The sequence below is a fragment of the Xanthomonas sp. GW genome (assembly GCF_014236815.1).
Taxonomy (GTDB): Bacteria; Pseudomonadota; Gammaproteobacteria; order Xanthomonadales; family Xanthomonadaceae; genus Xanthomonas_A.
The window spans coordinates 2,882,497-2,900,841 of record NZ_CP051189.1 but is presented as its reverse complement, the minus strand read 5'-3'; the positions used below and the strand labels follow the sequence as shown (position 1 = coordinate 2,900,841).

The 18,345-nt window shown below is 69.7% G+C and carries 17 protein-coding genes; 15 read left to right on the top strand and 2 right to left on the bottom strand.

What is annotated here, in order from left to right; all coding sequences use genetic code 11:
* The first annotated feature begins 119 nt into the window (after positions 1-119).
* The 4 genes from HEP73_RS12445 to thrC all read left to right on the top strand — a co-directional run bounded on the left by HEP73_RS12445 (position 120) and on the right by thrC (position 6,147).
* Positions 120-299, top strand: a complete 180-nt coding sequence (locus HEP73_RS12445) for a hypothetical protein (protein WP_185820237.1) — start codon at positions 120-122, stop codon at positions 297-299.
* A 373-nt stretch (positions 300-672) separates the two neighbouring features.
* Positions 673-3,180, top strand: a complete 2,508-nt coding sequence (thrA, locus tag HEP73_RS12440; protein WP_185820236.1) for a bifunctional aspartate kinase/homoserine dehydrogenase I — start codon at positions 673-675, stop codon at positions 3,178-3,180.
* Positions 3,177-4,145, top strand: a complete 969-nt coding sequence (locus tag HEP73_RS12435; RefSeq protein ID WP_185820235.1) for a homoserine kinase — start codon at positions 3,177-3,179, stop codon at positions 4,143-4,145. The genes thrA and HEP73_RS12435 overlap by 4 nt, the downstream gene beginning before the upstream one ends.
* A 700-nt stretch (positions 4,146-4,845) precedes the next feature.
* Positions 4,846-6,147 (top strand): threonine synthase, encoded by a 1,302-nt coding sequence (gene thrC / locus HEP73_RS12430; RefSeq protein WP_185820234.1) that lies wholly within the window; start codon positions 4,846-4,848, stop codon positions 6,145-6,147.
* 106 nt (positions 6,148-6,253) lie between these two features.
* On the opposite strand, the gene HEP73_RS12425 is transcribed toward thrC, so the two are convergent.
* Complete coding sequence (locus tag HEP73_RS12425) at positions 6,254-6,574, bottom strand: hypothetical protein (protein WP_185813008.1); 321 nt, start codon at positions 6,572-6,574, stop codon at positions 6,254-6,256.
* Between the two features lie 338 nt (positions 6,575-6,912).
* The gene (locus tag HEP73_RS12420) at positions 6,913-7,578 is read right to left on the bottom strand and encodes a helix-turn-helix domain-containing protein (RefSeq protein WP_185816597.1); all 666 of its coding nucleotides are present in this window, start codon (positions 7,576-7,578) and stop codon (positions 6,913-6,915) included.
* 202 nt (positions 7,579-7,780) lie between these two features.
* Between HEP73_RS12420 and hisS the strand changes: the two genes are divergently transcribed.
* From hisS to hisIE, 11 genes are all read left to right on the top strand, one after another.
* Positions 7,781-9,178, top strand: a complete 1,398-nt coding sequence (hisS, locus tag HEP73_RS12415) for a histidine--tRNA ligase (RefSeq protein ID WP_185813007.1) — start codon at positions 7,781-7,783, stop codon at positions 9,176-9,178.
* A 29-nt stretch (positions 9,179-9,207) separates the two neighbouring features.
* Complete coding sequence (locus HEP73_RS12410) at positions 9,208-10,335, top strand: IS5 family transposase (RefSeq protein ID WP_255423483.1); 1,128 nt, start codon at positions 9,208-9,210, stop codon at positions 10,333-10,335.
* A gap of 431 nt (positions 10,336-10,766) precedes the next feature.
* Positions 10,767-11,093 carry a YerC/YecD family TrpR-related protein gene (locus HEP73_RS12405; protein ID WP_185820232.1) on the top strand — a complete coding sequence of 109 codons (327 nt, stop codon included), beginning with the start codon at positions 10,767-10,769 and terminating at the stop codon, positions 11,091-11,093.
* Between the two features lie 9 nt (positions 11,094-11,102).
* The gene (gene hisG, locus HEP73_RS12400; RefSeq protein WP_185820231.1) at positions 11,103-12,017 is read left to right on the top strand and encodes an ATP phosphoribosyltransferase; all 915 of its coding nucleotides are present in this window, start codon (positions 11,103-11,105) and stop codon (positions 12,015-12,017) included.
* Complete coding sequence (gene hisD / locus HEP73_RS12395; RefSeq protein WP_185820230.1) at positions 12,014-13,309, top strand: histidinol dehydrogenase; 1,296 nt, start codon at positions 12,014-12,016, stop codon at positions 13,307-13,309. Before hisG ends, hisD begins: the two co-directional genes overlap by 4 nt.
* 20 nt (positions 13,310-13,329) lie before the next feature.
* Positions 13,330-14,415, top strand: coding sequence for a histidinol-phosphate transaminase (gene hisC / locus HEP73_RS12390; protein WP_458309686.1), 1,086 nt, complete (start codon positions 13,330-13,332; stop codon positions 14,413-14,415).
* The gene (hisB, locus tag HEP73_RS12385; RefSeq protein ID WP_185820228.1) at positions 14,412-15,539 is read left to right on the top strand and encodes a bifunctional histidinol-phosphatase/imidazoleglycerol-phosphate dehydratase HisB; all 1,128 of its coding nucleotides are present in this window, start codon (positions 14,412-14,414) and stop codon (positions 15,537-15,539) included. Before hisC ends, hisB begins: the two co-directional genes overlap by 4 nt.
* A gap of 28 nt (positions 15,540-15,567) precedes the next feature.
* The gene (hisH, locus tag HEP73_RS12380; protein WP_185820227.1) at positions 15,568-16,170 is read left to right on the top strand and encodes an imidazole glycerol phosphate synthase subunit HisH; all 603 of its coding nucleotides are present in this window, start codon (positions 15,568-15,570) and stop codon (positions 16,168-16,170) included.
* Positions 16,167-16,901 (top strand): 1-(5-phosphoribosyl)-5-[(5-phosphoribosylamino)methylideneamino]imidazole-4-carboxamide isomerase, encoded by a 735-nt coding sequence (gene hisA / locus HEP73_RS12375; RefSeq protein WP_185820226.1) that lies wholly within the window; start codon positions 16,167-16,169, stop codon positions 16,899-16,901. Before hisH ends, hisA begins: the two co-directional genes overlap by 4 nt.
* The gene (gene hisF, locus HEP73_RS12370; protein WP_185813000.1) at positions 16,895-17,671 is read left to right on the top strand and encodes an imidazole glycerol phosphate synthase subunit HisF; all 777 of its coding nucleotides are present in this window, start codon (positions 16,895-16,897) and stop codon (positions 17,669-17,671) included. The genes hisA and hisF overlap by 7 nt, the downstream gene beginning before the upstream one ends.
* A complete protein-coding gene (gene hisIE / locus HEP73_RS12365) occupies positions 17,661-18,314 on the top strand; it encodes a bifunctional phosphoribosyl-AMP cyclohydrolase/phosphoribosyl-ATP diphosphatase HisIE (protein WP_255423482.1) in 654 nt (217 codons plus the stop codon). The genes hisF and hisIE overlap by 11 nt, the downstream gene beginning before the upstream one ends.
* The last annotated feature ends 31 nt before the right edge of the window (positions 18,315-18,345 follow it).

The window sequence follows — 18,345 nt, the reverse complement described above, 5'->3', positions numbered from 1 at the left end:
GGTACCCGCAATTGCGCGGTAGAAGGGCATGAACCGCGCCACTGAACACAACGCAACCGCACGCCTTTTTTGTCGGTCCGAACACGAGCCCGCACAAACGGTTTTCTACAGTGCGGCGCATGAATCCTGTCTTCGCTGCGCTCGGCATGATGTTCCTGACCGTGGTCGCGCTGATCGCGTCCGAACTGTCCAGGATGGTGGACAAGATCGTGGAATGGTTGCGCCAGTCGGCGAAGCCGCGACGATCGACCTGGCGGCGTGGCAAGTCTGACCACTTGGCTCGGCTGCCGCGCCGGTAAGCGCTTGTCGCAGTGCCGCTGGCGAAACTTCTGCCGCCACGGCGTCGGATAGTAACTTTTGCAACGGATCCATCCGGGTGCGACGCGCATGCTGCCTTGCGGCACACGGCGCTTGACAGCACCCCGGCGCATGATGTCCTCTTGCGCCCATGCCCCACGTTCTCGCCCTCGTCACCAGCTTCGTGCCGCCCGCGCTTCGGCGCCCGGCCGCATGCTGCGCGGGCATTACCACCGGTATTACCACCCACACCATTCGCCCGGTGCGGCCCGTCGTTTTCGCGTAACTGTCGAAACCCACGGCCCCGCACCCGGATCAGGATGCGGGGGAACCCGTCGGCCTGATGCGAGCGGGGCCTCCACTCCGAGGTCTCCCATGCCGTCCCCCGCCGTCGCTTCCGCTCCTGCCGCAGACTCCGCGCTCGCCGCGCGCACCGTCGTCCACAAATTCGGCGGCACCTCGGTGGCCGATGCCGAACGCTATCGCCATGTCGCGCAGCTGCTGTTGGCGCGCCCGGAAACCCTGCAGATCACCGTGGTCTCGGCGATGAAGGGCGTCACCGACGCGCTGATCGGGCTGGCCGAACTGGCCGCCAGCGAGAACAGCGACTGGCGCGAACGCTGGCACGAGACCCGCGCGCGGCACCGCGCCGCGGCAGTGTCGCTGCTCGGCGAGCACGCCGGCATCACCGTGGAGTGGCTGGATGCGCGCTTCGATCATCTCGCCGAGATCCTCGGCGCGCTGGCGGTGATCGGCGAACTGCCGCGCGAGGTGCTGGACCGGGTGCAGGGCCTGGGCGAGGTGTATTCGGCGCAACTGCTCGGCGAGCATCTGCGCGCGCTGGGCGAGGATTGCGCGGTGCTGGACGCGCGCGAGGTGCTGGTGGTGGATCGCGGCGAACTGGGCGTGGACGTGGATTGGGAGGCCAGCGCGGCGCGCCTGTCGGCGTGGCGCGCGCAGCATCCGCAGCAGCGCATCGTGGTCACCGGCTTCGTCGCCCGCGACCGCGCCGGCCGCATCACCACGCTCGGCCGCAACGGCAGCGACTATTCCGGCGCGATCTTCGCCGCCTTGTTCGATGCCGACGAACTGCATATCTGGACCGACGTGGACGGCGTGCTGTCGGCCGACCCGCGGGTGGTGCCCGAAGCGGTGCAACTGGAAACGCTGAGCTACGACGAGGCCTGCGAGCTGGCCTATTTCGGCGCCAAGGTGGTGCATCCGCAGACCATGTCGCCGGCGATCGAGCGCGGCCTGCCGATCATCATCCGCAACACCTTCCAGCCCGAACACCCGGGCACCCGCATCACCGCCAGCAGCGCCAGCAGCGGCCCGATCAAGGGCCTGACCCTGAGCCCGGACCTGGCGGTGCTGAACCTGGAAGGCACCGGCCTGATCGGCGTGCCCGGCACCGCCGAGCGCGTGTTCGCCGCGTTGCGCAATGCGCGGGTGTCGGTGGTGATGATCTCGCAGGGCTCCTCGGAGCATTCGATCTGCTGCGTGGTGCGGCAGAACGAATGCGAACGCGCGCGCGATGCGCTGCTGTCGGCGTTCGCGCACGAGCTGGTGGTCGGGCAGGTGCAGCGCGTGCAGCTGACCACCGGCATCAGCGTGCTGGCCGCGGTCGGCGACGGCATGGCCGGGCAGCCGGGCGTGGCCGCGCGCCTGTTCGAATCGCTGGGCCGCGCCCAGGTCAACATCCTGGCGATCGCGCAGGGGTCGTCGGAGCGCAACATCTCGGTGGCGATCGACAGCGCGCACGCGACCAAGGCGCTGCGCGCGGCGCATGCCGGGTTCTGGCTGTCGCCGCAGACCTTCTCGGTCGGGGTGATCGGCCCGGGCAACGTCGGCGCGGCGCTGCTCGACCAGCTGCGCGTGGCGCAGCCGCAACTGCTGGCCAAGGCCAACCTTGACCTGCGCCTGCGCGCGATCGCCTCGCGCAGCACGATGCGTTTGGAAACCCGCGCGATCACCGGCGACTGGCGGCAGGCCTTCGCCAGCGGCCCGCAGCCCACCGACCTGGACGCGTTCACCGCGCACCTGCTGTCGGCGCACCTGCCGCACGCGGTCATCATCGATTGCAGCGGTAGCGCCGACGTCGCCGACCGCTACGCCGGCTGGCTCGCCGCCGGCATCCATGTAGTCACCCCGAACAAGCAGGCCGGCGCCGGGCCGCTGGCGCGCTTCCATGCGATCCGTGCCGCCGCCGAGAACAGCGGTGCGCGTTTCCGCTACGAGGCCACGGTCGGCGCCGGCCTGCCGGTGATCACCACGCTGCGCGATCTGGTCGATACCGGGGACGAAGTCACCGCGATCGAGGGCATCTTCTCCGGCACCCTGGCCTGGCTGTTCAACAAGTACGACGGCAGCGTGCCGTTCTCGCAACTGGTCACCGATGCGCGCGGCATGGGCTATACCGAGCCGGATCCGCGCGACGACCTGTCCGGCACCGACGTGGCGCGCAAGCTGGTGATCCTGGCGCGCGAGGCCGGGCGCGAGCTGAGCCTGGAGGACGTGGCGGTGGAGAGCCTGGTGCCGGAGGCGCTGCGCCAGGCCAGCGTGGAGGATTTCATGGCGCGGCTGCACGAAGTGGATGCGGCGTTCGCGCAGCGCCTGCAGGCGGCCAAGGCGCGCGGCTGCGTGCTGCGCTACGTGGCGCAGCTGGCGCCGGACCGCGCGCCCAGCGTCGGCCTGGTGGAATTGCCGGCCGAGCATGCCTTCGCCAACCTGCGCCTGACCGACAACGTGGTGCAGTTCACCACCCGCCGCTATTGCGACAATCCGTTGGTGGTGCAGGGGCCCGGTGCCGGTCCGGAAGTCACCGCCGCGGGCGTGTTCGCCGACCTGCTGCGGGTGGCGGCGGGCGAGGGCGCGCGGCTGTGAGCCAGGCGCAGACGTCGCTGGCGCCAAATTCCGCTGCCCGCACCGTGCCGTGCGAGGCGCGCGCCTTCGCGCCGGCCTCGGTGGCCAACGTGGCGGTGGGCTTCGATCTGCTCGGCTATGCGGTGGAAGGCGTCGGCGACACGGTGACCGTGCGCCGCATCGATGCGCCGGAGGTGCGTATCGCCGCGATCCGCGGTACCACGGTGGCGTTGCCGCTGGAGGCCGCGCGCAACACCGCCGGTGCGGCGCTGATCGCCTTGCGCGAGGCGCTGGCGCTGCCGTTCGGTTTCGAACTGGAGATCGACAAGGGCATCCCGCTCAGCTCCGGCATGGGCGGTTCGGCGGCCTCGTGCGTGGCGGCGCTGGTGGCGGCCAATGCGCTGCTGGACGCGCCGTTGTCGCGCGAGCAGCTTTATCTGTATTCGCTGGAGGGCGAGGCGGTGGCCAGCGGCAGCCGCCACGGCGACAACCTCGGCCCGATGTTCCTGGGCGGGTTGGTGTTGTCCACGCTGCAGCGGATGGTGCCGGTGCCGGTGCCGGCGGCCTGGCACAGTCTGCTGGTGCATCCGGATGCGGTACTGGAGACGCGCCGCGCGCGCGAGGCGCTGGCCGGCGACTATCGGCTCGGCGAGTTCGTGGCGCAGAGTTCCAATCTGGCGTTGGTTTTGGCGGGTTGCCATGCCGGCGACGAGGCGCTGGTGCGCGCGGGCTTGCGTGACGTGCTGATCGAGCCGCGGCGTGCGCCGTTGATCGTCGGTTTCGATGCGGCCAAGGAGGCCGCGTTGGCGGCGGGTGCGATGGGCGCGAGCATTTCCGGTGCGGGCCCCAGCGTGTTCGCCTGGTTTCCGACACGCGCAGCGGCCGAGGCGGCCGCGCCGGCGGTGCAGGCGGCATTCGCGGCAGCCGGCTTCGACAGCCAGCATTGGGTATCGCCGCTGCAGTGTCCGGGCGCCCGATTGCTGTAGCGGCGCGTAGCCTCGCTGTTGCTGTTGCTTTCGAGGTTTTTTTGCTGTTGCTCTTGTCGTTGCTTTCGCTGTTGCCGTACCGGGTTCCCTTCCGAAGCGGCGGCCATGGCGGGGAAAAACCCCGAAGGGGCGGCGCACATGGATGTGCGCCGTTCGCGGTAGGGGCAGGATGCCCCTTCCGCGAATCCCCGTCATGGACGCGGACCCGGAGCGCGCAGCGCGGAGGGCGCTCGGCAGGGCGCGCTTTCTTTTGGTTACTTTTCTTTGCGCGAGCAAAGAAAAGTGACTCGCCGCAAGGCGAAAGCCTTTGCCTCTGCTTTTGCTTTGGTCTGAAGATTCAAAGGAAGAGCAAGAGCAAAGCTTCCGCTGACGCGGGTCACTTTTCTTTGCTTGTGCAAAGAAAAGTAACCAAAAGAAAGCACACCCGGGCGGCGCGCCCTCCGCGCTGCGCGCTACGGGTGCGCAAGCAGGATGGGAATTTTCGGAAGGCACATCCATGTGCCTGCCGAAAACGACGCGCATCCTGCGCGTCGCCCCCTTTGGGGGTTGTACCCATCCTGCTTGCCGCGCCTCACGGGAGATCGAAAAGCAAAAAAGCAACAGCCGAAGCAAGGGCAGAGCAACAACAAGAGCAATAACCAAGCAGTGCCACAGTCACGGATGACAGTGCGATCGAATTCCCCCTGCCGATGGAACCACCATGAACTTCATTTCCACCCGTAATGCCGCGCCCGCCGCCACGCTCAGCCAGGCCATCGCCGCCGGCCTGGCGCCCGATGGCGGGCTGTACGTGCCCGAGCGCATGCCGCCGGCGCGCGAACTGCGTCCTGGCGCCAGCCTGGCCGAGACCGCCGCGACGCTGCTGGCGCCGTTCTTCGACGGCGACGCGCTCGCCGCCGAGCTGCCGGCCATCTGCGCCGAAGCCTTCGATTTCGATGCGCCGCTGCAGCCGCTGGTCACGCCCGGCGACCATGCGCTGGAGCTGTTCCATGGGCCGACCGCCGCGTTCAAGGACTTCGGTGCGCGCTTCCTGGCCGCCTGCCTGGCGCGGCTGCGCCGCGATGCCGCCACGCCGCTGACCATCCTCGTCGCCACCTCCGGCGATACCGGCGCCGCGGTCGCCGCCGCCTTCCATCGCCAGCCCGGGCTGCGCGTGGTGGTGCTGTATCCGGACGGGCGCGTGTCGCCGCGGCAGGCGCATCAGCTGGGCTGCTTCGGCGACAACATCCAGGCGCTGCGCGTGGCCGGCTCGTTCGACGACTGCCAGGCGCTGGTCAAGCAGGCCTTGAGCGACGTCGAACTGCAGGCGCAGGCGCCGCTGAGTTCGGCCAACAGCATCAGCCTGGGCCGGTTGCTGCCGCAGATGAGTTATTACGCGCACAGCGCCCTGGTGCACTACGCCGGGCGCGCGCAGCCGCTGAACCTGGTGGTGCCGACCGGCAACCTGGGCAATGCGCTGGCGGCGATCCTGGCGCGCGGGCTGGGCGTGCCGCTGGGCCGCATCGTGCTGGCGACCAATGCCAACCACGTGCTGCCGGATTACTTCGCCGGCGCCGACTACGCCCCGCAGCCCAGCGTGGCCACCGTCGCCAATGCCATGGACGTCGGCGCGCCGAGCAATTTCGAGCGCCTGCGTTGGCTGTACCGCGGCGACGATGCCGCGTTGCGCGCGCAGTTCCAGTCCTATTCGGTGGACGATGCGCAGATCCGCCAGTTGATCGGCGAGCGCTTCCGCCGCTACGGCGAAGTGCATTGCCCGCATACCGCGACGGCCTTGCACGTGTTGCAGCAGATCCGTGCCGAGGGCGCCGAGGCCGATGCCGGCGACTGGGCGGTGGCGGCGACCGCGCATCCGGCCAAGTTCGAGGCGGTGGTCGAGCCGCTGATCGGCCAGCCGGTGCCGGTACCGCCGGCGTTGGCGGCCTTGCTGCAGCGGCCGGCGCACGCCGAGCCGATCGCGCCGGACTACGCGACGCTGCGCGCGCGCCTGTTGGCCGGCTGAGACCGGCCGCGGCCGCCTGACCCGGTAGCGGCGGCGCCGCTGTCCGGGCCGCCGCGCTGCAGCCTGCGTTGCGCGCGCACGGCGGCGCGCGGTCCGCGGCGCAGAGTCAGTCCTGATCCTGCGGCTGCAGCCGCAACCAGGCGGCCTGCACCACGCTGCGGACCTGCAGCCAGTCCAGGCGCGAGCGCGGGTGGTCGCGCAGGAACACGTCGCGCAGCTGCGGGGCCACGTCCTCGAAGCGCTGGCCGTGGTACTTCAGGTAGGCGTCGTAGGCCAGTTTCAGCGCCGGCTCGTAGTCGGTGAACGCATGCCCGGGCTGATGGAACGGGGCCTGGGCGAAATGCGCCTTCCAGAAATCCAACTCCCTTTCGCGATCCAGCACCACGCAGGCGCGTGGGTCGTGCAGCACATCGATGGCGACGAGCATGGTTGCCCTCCCAGTGGTTCCCCCCTCCGGCACCGCGGCGGCGCCGCAGGTGTATCGCGGCGCAAGTCTATGCCCGGGCGTGTGACAAGGCATGGCCGAGGTCTGAAGCGTTCACGGATGCGGCGGCTGGCAGCGTCTGCGCCGTCCGCGACCGTTGGTCCGCTTAGGCGGGCCCTAAGGCCGCAGCCAGCTCCGCGGTTCGAAGGCAGTCGTGGTCCGCCGGGTTGTCCACAGCGCATGTGGAGCGTTGCCCTGGAAACCTGTGGATAAGTCGGTGCGGGCGCGGTGGTGCAAGGCGTAGACAGGGGCTGGCGAAAAAATCGCCGCCGCCCATCGGCTCATGCTTCGTCGGACGCCAGCCGGTGCAAGGCGGCGAAGTCGCGGATCTCGACCACGTGCAGCTGCGGCAGCGCGATCAGGCCTTGCTGGCGCAGCTTGGTGAAGGTGCGGCTGACCGTTTCCATGGTCAGGCCGAGATGGTCGGCGATGTCGCCGCGGCCCATCATCAAGGTCACCGTGTTGCCGGGATCGCCTCGGCTGGCGGTGCGCGCCGCCAGCTTCAGCAGGAAGTCGGCGAGCTTTTCCATCGGCTGCAGGCGCGCCAGCGACAGCGCCGCATCCTGGGCCGCGTCCAGTTCCAGGCAGGCGCGCTGCAACAGCTTGCGTTCCAGCTGCGGGTATTGCGTGCGCAGCAGCCGCATCTGCGCCACCGACACCCGGCATACGCGGCTGTCGGCGATCGCTTCGATGTCGTTGCGGTATTTCTCCGACTCGCTCAGGCCCACGTAGTCGCCCGGCAGCACGAAGCCGACCACCTGGCGGCGGCCGTCGGCCAGGGTGCGGACCAGGCGCAGCGCGCCGGAGGTGACGGTATAGACCGCTTGCCGCGCCTCGCCGGTGCGGACCAGGGTGGCGCCGGCGGCGTAGGACAGCGAGGTGGTCACCCGCTCCAGCGCCTGCACTTCGTCGCAGGCCAGCGCCGAGCAGATCGCCAGGTGGCGCACGGCGCAATGCATGCATTCGTGCGCGTTCGGATCGCGGGCCGTGGCGGGTTCGGCATAGGGCAGGGCGAAGCCGGGGACGGTCCGGTGCATGCGCTTGGCGGGCGGAGTGGTCACGCCGGGATGATACGCCGATACGTTCGCCGGCACCCCGGTACGGCTAGAATTGGCGTCTGTTTGCCCCCAAGACGCAGGAGTTTTGCACGTGATCAAGCCCCGTACGCCGCCCGGCATCATGGAATTGCTGCCGCGCGAGCAGATCGCGTTCCAGCGCATGCTGGACGTCATCCGCCGCAACTACGAGCGGTTCGGGTTCCTGCCGGTGGAGACGCCGGTGTTCGAACTGTCCGACGTGTTGCTGACCAAGTCCGGCGGGGAGACCGAGCGTCAGGTGTATTTCGTGCAGTCCACCGGCGCGCTGGCCAATGCCGAGGCCAGCGGCGAGGGCGGGCTGCCGGAACTGGCGCTGCGCTTCGACCTGACCGTGCCGCTGGCGCGCTACGTGGCCGAACACGAGCACGAGCTGAGCTTCCCGTTCCGCCGCTACCAGATGCAGCGCGTGTACCGCGGCGAGCGCGCCCAGCGCGGCCGTTTCCGCGAGTTCTACCAGTGCGACATCGACGTGATCGGCAAGGACGCGCTGAGCATCCGCTACGACGCTGAAGTGCTGGCGGTGATCCACGCGGTGTTCGCCGAACTGGGCATCGGCGCGTTCGCGGTGCAGTTGAACAACCGCAAGCTGATGCGCGGCTTCTTCGAGAGCCTGGGCGTGGCCGAGGGCGAGCGCCAGCTGGCGGTGCTGCGCGAGGTCGACAAGCTGGACAAGCGCGGTGCCGACTATGTGCGCGAGACGCTGGCCGGGGAGGGATTCGCCATCCCGGCCGAGCAGGTCGAACAGATCCTGGCCTTCGTCGCGGTGCGCTCCAGCGGCCACGACGACGCGCTGGCACGGCTGGATGCGCTGGACGCGGCGGCCGCCTCGAGCGCGACGCTGCGCGAGGGCGTGGCCGAGCTGCGCGAGGTGCTGGCCCTGGTCAAGGCGCTGGGCGTGCCGGAAACCGCGTACTGCCTGAACTTCTCCATCGCCCGCGGCCTGGACTACTACACCGGCACCGTCTACGAGACCCTGCTGACCGACTACCCGCAGATCGGCTCGATCTGCTCGGGCGGGCGCTACGAGGACCTGGCCAGCCACTACAGCAAGTCCAAGCTGCCGGGCGTGGGCATCTCGATCGGCCTGACCCGCCTGTTCTGGCAACTGCGCGAGGCCGGGCTGATCGAGGGCATCGCCTCCAGCAGCGTGCAGGCGATGGTGGCGCTGATGGACGAGGCCAAGCTGGACGACGCGCTGGACATCGCCCGGCGCCTGCGCGTCGGCGGCATCAATACCGAAGTGCAGATGGAGCCGAAGAAGGTCGGCAAGCAGTTCCAGTACGCCGCACGCGCCGGCATCCGCTTCGTGGTGCTGGCCGGCGACGACGAACTGGCGCGCGGCGTGGTCGCGGTCAAGGACCTGGTGCGCGAGCAGCAGTTCGAGGTCGCCCGCGACGAACTGGCCAGCGCCCTGCTGGTCGAGCTGGAGCAGGCCAAGGTCATGCCCTGAGCGGGGATGCAGGGCCGGTGTGGCGTGACATGAACGTTCGCGTCGCATGTTCCTTGTGCGAGCGACTTCAGGGCACCTCTAAAAACCTCCTTCTTTGGCATCATATGGTCAGAAGAGAGAGCCGAGGCCCCGCGATGATCAGCCTGTTTGCCGGACACGAACGCGAAGCCAAGCGCCAGCAGATAGGCGACCCGCTGACCCTGCTTTCGCGCCATATCGATTTCGCAGCGATTGCCCAAGCCGTCGATGCGAAGCTGTCCTTGGGCACCGGTACGCGCGGGGGTCGTCTGGCCTGGCCGACGGTGGTGATGGTCAAACTGCTGCTGTTGCAGCAGCTATACAACCTCTCTGACGATGCGCTGGAGTACCAGGTGCTGGATCGGCGCAGTTTCCAGCAGTTCCTTGGGCTGGAACACAGCGGCAAGGTGCCTGACGCCAAGACGATCTGGGTGTGGCGCGAGCGGCTCAAGGCGCAGGATGTGATGGGCGACATCAGCGCAGCGGTCGGCGTGCAATTGCAGCGTGCGGGATTCATCGCGCGTGGCGGTCAGATCATCGATGCGAGCATCGTCAGCGCCCCGATCCAACGCAACACGCGCGAGGAGAACGCACAGATCAAGCAGGGTGGCGAGGTAGGCCAAGACTGGAGCGACGCCAAGCGCGCACAGAAGGATGTGCAAGCCCGCTGGACCCGCAAGCACGGCAAGGCGCACTACGGCTACAAGCTGCACGCCAGCACCGATCGGCGTTGGGGCTTCATCCGCCGACATGCGGTGAGCGCAGCCAACGTGCATGACAGCCGACACTTCGAGGAGGTGCTGGACCCCAGCAATCGCGGACGCACGGTGTGGGCCGACAGTGGCTATGCCGACGCATCGCGGGAGGCCGATCTGACGCAACGCGGCTATCGGGCGGCCATTCAGCACCAGGGCCAGGCGCGCAAGCCACTAAGCGCGGCCGAACAACGTCGCAACCGGCGGCTTGCCAAGGACCGGGTGTTCGGCGAACACCCGTTCGCGCGGCTGGCGCAGCAGGGCGGTAAATGCCTGCGCACCATCGGGTTGGCACGGGCCACGGTGGTGATCGGGTTGAAGGTCGCCAGTCACAACCTGATGCGGCTGGCGCGGCTGCAGCAGCGGGCCATGGCGCCCGCGTGAGCGGGTGAGGCGGCCAAAAACGGCCGCTCTTCCCACATCCAGGACGCCCAGCGCCCCCTGCGAAGCACGTCGGCTTCCTCAAACAGACGTAGCGGGAGCGTCTTTGCAGCTCACATCAGTGAAATGACGGGTTGTTCGAGGTGACCTTCAGTCGCGACGCGGATGACCAGGGCCTGCCGCTACTGAAGCCGCTCCTGCGCCCTTGGCCTATGCGGTGGGTGTGAGTGCCTGTCGCGGCTGAAGCCGCTCCTACAGGGGGCGGTGTGCGCGAACTTTCGTGCACCTTGTAGGAGCGGCTTCAGCCGCGACAGATCGCATGGCGTCCTAGCGCCCATCGGCGATCGAACACATCCACACAACGCCCGCACGCCGCGGCTTGACTCAGTCTGTCCAATCGCGCTAATGTACTAACACGCTATTACATTATCGCAATGAAACAACGAACCGCCACCCAACCCGATCGCGACAGCGACACCTCGTTCAAGGCGCTGTCGCGCGCCTTGGCCCACCTGAGCAAGCCGCAGGAGGTCGCCGCGTTTCTGCAGGACCTGTGCACGCCGGCCGAACTGGAGGCGATGTCCGATCGCTGGCGGGTGGTGCCGCTGCTGCTCAAGGGCGTGCCGTACCGCGAGATCCACGAGCTGACCCAGGTCAGCGTGACCACCATCGGCCGCGTCGCGCGGACCCTGGAATACGGCGCCGGCGGCTATGCCACGGCGCTGCGCCGGCAAGCGGCGCGCCCCTCCGATTCCCATTGAGATGTCCTGATGAGTGCTTCCCTGGCAGCGCCGGCGCGTGACCGGCTGCGTATCGCGATCCAGAAGAGCGGCCGCCTCGCCGAGCCGGCGCGGGCGGTGCTGGCCGCCTGCGGGCTGAGCTGGCGCGAGAGCCGCGACAAGTTGTTCTGCTACGGCGAGTCGCTGCCGGTGGACCTGTTGCTGGTGCGCGACGACGACATCCCCGGGCTGATCGCCGACGGCGTCTGCGATTTCGGCATCGTCGGCCGCAACGAACTGGAAGAGCAGGCCGGCGAGCGCCGCCGCAACGGCCTGCAGGAAGCCTACCGCGCGCTGCGCGGGCTGAACTTCGGCCAGTGCCGGCTGATGCTGGCGGTGCCCGACAGCTGGGAGTGGACCGGCTCGGAGCAATTGCAGGGCAAGCGCATCGCCACCAGCTATCCGGCGGTGCTGGCCGACTGGCTGGAAGCGCGCGGCCTCGACGCGCAGGTGGTGGAACTGTCCGGCTCGGTGGAAATCGCGCCGCGCCTGGGCACCGCCGACCTGATCTGCGACCTGGTGTCCAGCGGCGCGACCCTGGCCGCCAACCAGCTCAAGCCGGTGGAGACGTTGCTGGAAAGCGAGGCGGTGCTGGCCGGGCCGGTGCGCGAACCGGGCGACGCCCGCGCCGCGCTGGCGGCGATGCTGCTGCGCCGGCTCGACGGCGTGCTCAAGCTGCGCGACAGCAAGCTGCTGATGTTCCGCGCCTCGCGCGATCACGTCGCCGAACTGACCCGGCTGCTGCCCGATGCCGACCCGCTGGTGCAATTGCCCGGCGACGGCGATGGCCCGCTGCAGTTGCAGACCATGTGCCACGGCGCGATCACCTGGCAGCGCATGGAGGAACTGGAGCGCGCCGGCGCGCAGGGGCTGATGGTGTTGACGGTGGAGCGCTCGCTGGCATGAACCGACTGGATTGGAATTCGCTCGACGCGCAGGCGCGCACGCAGGCCCTGACCCGGCCGGCGCAGACTGTCGCCGCGCAGACCCGCGCCGCGGTGGCGCAGCTGCTGGACGACGTGCGCGGCCGCGGCGATGCCGCATTGCGCGAGATCACCGCGCGTTTCGACGGCGTGGTGCTGCAGAGTTTCGAAGTCGGTGCCGACGAGTTCGCCGCCGCCGAAGCGGCGGTGCCGCCAGTGCTGCGCGAGGCGATGGCGCAGGCCGCGGCGCGGATCGAGACCTTCCATCGCGCCGGCATGGCGCAGCCCTATGCGGTGGAAACCGCGCCGGGCGTGGTCTGCGAGCGGGTAGTGCGGCCGATCGGCCGGGTCGGCCTGTACGTGCCGGCCGGCAGCGCGCCGCTGCCGTCCACCGCGCTGATGCTGTGCGTGCCGGCGGCGCTGGCCGGTTGCCGCGAGGTGGTGCTGTGCACGCCGCCGCGCGCCGACGGCTCGGCCGATCCGGCGGTGCTGGTCGCGGCGAAGCTGACCGGCGTGGATCGCGTGTTCAAGCTCGGCGGCGCGCAGGCGATCGCGGCGATGGGTTTCGGCACCGAGTCGGTGCCGTCCTGCGACAAGCTGTTCGGGCCGGGCAACGGCTACGTCACCGAGGCCAAGCAGCAGGTGGCACAGGCCGGCGCGGCGGCGATCGACATGCCGGCCGGGCCGTCCGAGGTGCTGGTGATCGCCGATGGCGGCGCCGACGCCGCGTTCGTCGCCGCCGACCTGCTGTCGCAGGCCGAGCACGGCCCGGACTCGCAGGTGCTGCTGCTGTCCGACAGCGCCGAGCTGATCGATGCGGTCGAGGACGAGATCGAGCGCCAGCTGGCGACGCTGCCGCGTGCGGCGATCGCGCGCCAGGCGCTGGCCGCGTCGCGGCTGATCCAGGTCGGTACGCTCGAGGACGCCTTCGCGATCAGCAACCGCTATGCGCCCGAGCACCTGATCCTGGCGTTGCGCGAGCCGCGCGGCTGGCTGGAGCGGGTCGAGGCGGCCGGCTCGGTGTTCCTCGGCGATTTCACCCCGGAAGCGCTGGGCGACTATTGCAGCGGCACCAACCACGTGCTGCCGACCAACGGCGCGGCGCGCGCCTACAGTGGGGTCAGCGTCGCCAGCTTCCAGAACTTCGTCAGCGTGCAGAGCGCCAGCCGCGCCGGCATCGCCGCGATCGGCGCCTGTGCGGTGATCATGGCGCGCGCCGAAGGCCTGGACGCGCATGCCAATGCGGTGGCGCTGCGGATGGAGAAGGCGGCATGAGCGCGCCGAACGACACGCAGATGCCGGGATCGATGCTGGCGCTGGTCCGCCACGACCTGCGCGACTTCGCCGGCTATTCCTCGGCGCGCAGCAGCGCGCTGCACGGCGAGGTCTGGCTCAACGCCAACGAATCGGCCTGGGCCAACCCCGCCGACCGCGACGCCGGCAACCGCCGCTATCCGGATCCGCAACCGCCGGCGTTGCGAGCGGCGCTGGCGTCGCTGTACGCCTGCGCGCCAGAGCAGTTGCTGCTCGGCCGTGGCAGCGACGAGGCCATCGACCTGCTGCTGCGCGCGCTGTGCGAGCCGGGCCGCGACGCGATCGTGATCACCCCGCCGGTGTTCGGCATGTATGCGGTGTGCGCGCGGCTGCAGAACGCGCGCATCGTCGAAGTGCCGTTGCGCGAGGATGCGGCCGGACTGGTTACCGACGTCGATGCGGTGGTCGATGCGGCGCTGAGCCAGATGGCCAAGCTGGTGTTCCTGTGCTCGCCGGGCAATCCCAGCGGGGCGGCGATCCCGCTGGCCGACATCGAACGTGCCGCCGAACGCCTGCATGGGCGCGCCTTGCTGGTGGTCGATGAGGCCTACGGCGAATTCTCTGATGTGCCGTCGGCGACCACGTTGCTGGCGCGGTATCCCAACCTGGCGGTGTTGCGCACGCTGTCCAAGGCGCATGCGCTGGCCGCGGCGCGGATCGGCTGCGTGATCGCCGATCCGGCGCTGATCGCCGTGCTGCGCCGCTGCCAGGCGCCGTACCCGATTCCGGCACCGTGCACGCAGCTGGCGCTGGCCGCGCTGCAGGCCGAGCCGTTGCGGCAGACCGCGGCGCGCGTGGCCGAGATCCGCCGCGAGCGCGAGCGTATGTCCGCCGCGCTGGCCGCGCTGCCCGGCGTGCGCCGCGTGTATCCCTCGCAAGGCAACTTCCTGCTGCTGCGCTTCGACGATGCCGAAGCCGCGTTCCGCGGCTTGCTCGGCGCTGGCGTGGTGGTGCGCGACCAGCGCGCCGCGCCGACCCTGGGCGATGCGCTGCGCATCACCCTCGGCACCGCGGAGCAGAACCAACGCGTGTTGGGCGCGCTGCAGGCGGGGAGGGTGGCGGCATGACCCCGATCCTGTTCGTCGACCGCGACGGCACCCTGATCGAGGAGCCGGCCGATTTCCAGATTGACGCCTACGAGAAGCTGCGCTTCGTGCAGGGCGTGATCCCGGCGATGTTGAAATTGCGCGACGCCGGCTACCAGTTCGTCATCGTCACCAACCAGGACGGACTGGGCAGCGATGCCTATCCGCAGGCCGCGTTCGATGGTCCCAACGACCTGATGCTGCAGATCTTCGCCAGCCAGGGCATCGCCTTCCGCGAGGTGCTGATCGACCGCAGCTGGCCGGCCGACAACGCACCCACGCGCAAGCCCGGCATCGGCCTGATGCTGCCGTACCTGCAGGACCGCAGCATCGACTGGGCGCGTTCGGCGATGGTCGGCGACCGCCTCACCGACATCCAGTTCGCCGAGAACCTGCGCATCCGCGGCTTCCAGCTGCAGACCGAACAGTTCGGCGGCGACTGGGACTGGGCCGGCATCGCCCACGAACTGGCCGACGCGCCGCGCCGCACCACCGTGCAGCGCGATACCAAGGAAACCCGGATCCGCGTCGAGATCGACCTGGACCTGGCGCGCGATCCGCATTGCGCCACCGGCCTGCCGTTCTTCGACCACATGCTCGAGCAGATCGGCAAGCACGGCGGCTTCGCCCTGGACGTGCGCGCCGAGGGCGACCTGCATATCGACGAACACCACACCATCGAGGACACCGGCCTGGCGCTGGGCCAGGCCTTGCGCCAGGCGCTGGGCGACAAGCGCGGCATCGGCCGCTACGGCTTCGATCCGCCGGACAGCCCGTGGCCGGCCGCCGACGCCGCTGGCCGCGCCGGCTTCACCTTGCCGATGGACGAGACCCTGGCCAGCGCCGCGCTGGATTTCAGCGGCCGCCCGTACTTCGTCTTCGAAGGCGAGTTCAAGCGCGAGCGCGTCGGCGACATGCCGACCGAACTGGTGCCGCATTTCTTTCGTTCGCTGTGCGATGCCGCGGGGTTGAACCTGCACCTGCGCGTGCACGGCGACAACGACCACCACAAGGTCGAAGCCTGCTTCAAGGCATTGGCGCGCGCCTTGCGCCAGGCGCTGCGCCGCGAGGGCGTCGCGCTGCCTTCGACCAAGGGTGTGCTGTGATGCGCGCGTGTTCTGCGGGGAGCGTGCGATGACCGACGTCGCCCTGATCGATGCCGGCGGCGCCAACCTAGGCTCGGTGCGCTACGCGCTGGAGCGTTTGGGCGTGGAAGCCAGGCTGGTGCGCGACGCGGCCGGGCTGCAGGGCGCGGACCGGGTGATCCTGCCCGGGGTCGGCGCCGCGCCGCATGCGATGGCGCGGCTGCGCGAGCAAGGCCTGATCGAACCGCTGCGAGCGCTCGAGGTGCCGCTGATCGGCATCTGCCTGGGCATGCAGCTGCTGTTCGAGCATTCCGAGGAAGGCGACGTCGATTGCCTGGGCCTGCTGACCGGCGTGGTCCGGCACATGCCGCCGGCGCTGGGCATCCGCATCCCGCACATGGGCTGGAACCGGCTGCTGCCGATGCGTCCGTCGCCGTTGCTTGAGGGTCTGCCGGAGACCGCCACTGCGTACTTCGTGCATGGCTACGCCGCACCGGTCACCGCCGATACCGTGGCCGCCTGCGACCACGGCGGCCTGTTCACCGCGGTGGTGCAGCACGGCCGCCGCTGCGGCGCGCAGTTCCATCCCGAGCGCTCGGCCAGCACCGGCGCGCGCATCCTGCGCAATTTCCTCGAGACCGATTTCCCATGAGCTTCATCGTCTATCCCGCGCTGGACATCCGCGACGGCCGCGTGGTGCGGCTGGCGCAGGGCGATTACGCCCGCGAAACCCACTACGGCGACGATCCGCTGCCGCGCGCGCAGGCCTTCGCCGACGCCGGCGCAGGCTGGATGCACCTGGTTGACCTGGATGCGGCGCGTGCCGGCGGCTACACCCTGGCCCCACTGCTAAGCCAGATCGGCGCCCAGACCGGGCTGCAGGTGCAGACCGGCGGCGGCGTGCGCTCGCGCGCCGACGTGCAGCGCATCCTCGACGCCGGCGCCGCGCGCGTGGTGATCGGCTCGCTGGCGGTGCGCGACCGCGAGTCGGTGCTGGAATGGCTGGCCGAGTTCGGCGCCGAGCGCATCACCGTGGCGCTGGACACGCGCCAGGACGCGCAGGGCGTGTGGCGGTTGCCGGTGCTGGGCTGGACCGAGACCTCCTCGCTGACCCTGGAAGCGCTGGCGGTCGAATACGCGGCGGCCGGGCTGAAACACCTGCTGTGCACCGACATCGCGCGCGACGGCATGCTGTCCGGGCCGAACCTGGAGCTGTACGCCTACCTGCGCCGGATCGCGCCGGGCGTGCACGTGCAGGCCTCCGGCGGCATCCGCGACGCCGCCGACGTGCGCGCCGCGCGCGAGGTCGGCTGCGCCGGCGCGGTGCTCGGCAAGTCGCTGCTGGAAGGGCGATTGCGCCTGGACGAGGCGCTGGCATGCTGAGCCGGCGCATCATCCCGTGCCTGGACGTGCGCGACGGCCGCGTGGTCAAGGGCGTCAAGTTCCGCGACCACGTCGACATGGGCGACATCGTCGAACTGGCCTTGCGCTACCGCGACCAGGGCGCCGACGAACTGGTGTTCTACGACATCGGCGCCAGCCCGGAAGGGCGCTCGGTCGACTACGCCTGGGTGGAACGGGTGGCGCGGCTGATCGACATCCCGTTCTGCGTAGCCGGCGGCATCCGCGACGTGGCCACCGCACGCGCCGTGCTGCATGCCGGCGCCGACAAGATCTCGATCAACTCGCCGGCGCTGGAACGGCCGGCGCTGATCGCCGAACTGGCCGAAGCGTTCGGCGTGCAATGCGTGGTGGTCGGCATCGATTCGATCCGCGAGGACGACGGCCAATGGCGCGTGCGCCGTTTCACCGGCGACCCGAGCAAGACCCAGGCGCTGCGCGTGCGCACCGTGGACTGGGTGGTGGAGGCGCAGCAACTCGGCGCCGGCGAGATCGTGCTCAACTGCATGGACAACGACGGCGTGCGCCGCGGCTACGACATCGCCCAGCTGTTCGAGGTGCGCTCGCTGTGCAAGGTGCCGCTGGTCGCCTCCGGCGGTGCCGGTGAGATGCAGCACTTCGCCGACGTGTTCGAACAGGCCGACGTGGACGGCGCGCTGGCCGCCAGCGTGTTCCACAGCGGCGCGATTCCGATTCCCGACCTCAAGCGCTTCCTGCGCCAACGACAGATCGAGGTGCGCGATGGCGCATGAGCACGAAACCGCCGCCGTGCCCGCGGATGCGGCGTTTGATTGGGACACGTTTGATTGGAGCACGCTGGACTGGAGCAAGGGCGATGGCCTGCTGCCGGTGGTGGTGCAGGACGCGGCCACGCTGCGCGTGCTGATGCTCGGCTACATGAATGCCGATGCCCTGGCCGCGACCCGCGCCAGCGGCAAGGTCACCTTCTACAGCCGCAGCAAGCAGCGCCTGTGGACCAAGGGCGAAAGCTCGGGCAATACGTTGGACCTGGTGTCGATCGAGACCGATTGCGACCGCGACACCTTGCTGGTGCTGGCGCACCCGCACGGCCCGACCTGCCACCTAGGCCGCAGCAGCTGCTTCCCGCAGGCGCCAGGCCAGTTCCTGGGCGCGCTCGACCGCCTGGTCGAACAACGCGAACGCGAGCGTCCGCCGGGCAGCTACACCACGCAATTGTTCGAGAAGGGCACCCGGCGCATCGCGCAGAAGGTCGGCGAGGAAGGCGTGGAGACCGCCTTGGCCGGTGTGGCGCAGGACGATGCAGCGCTGCTCGGCGAATCGGCCGACCTGCTGTATCACCTGACCGTATTGCTGCGCGCGCGCGGCCTGGCGCTGACCGACGCGGTAGCGGTGCTGGAAGCGCGGCACAACTAGGCCGGCGCAACAGCGGTCACCGTCGTGCCGT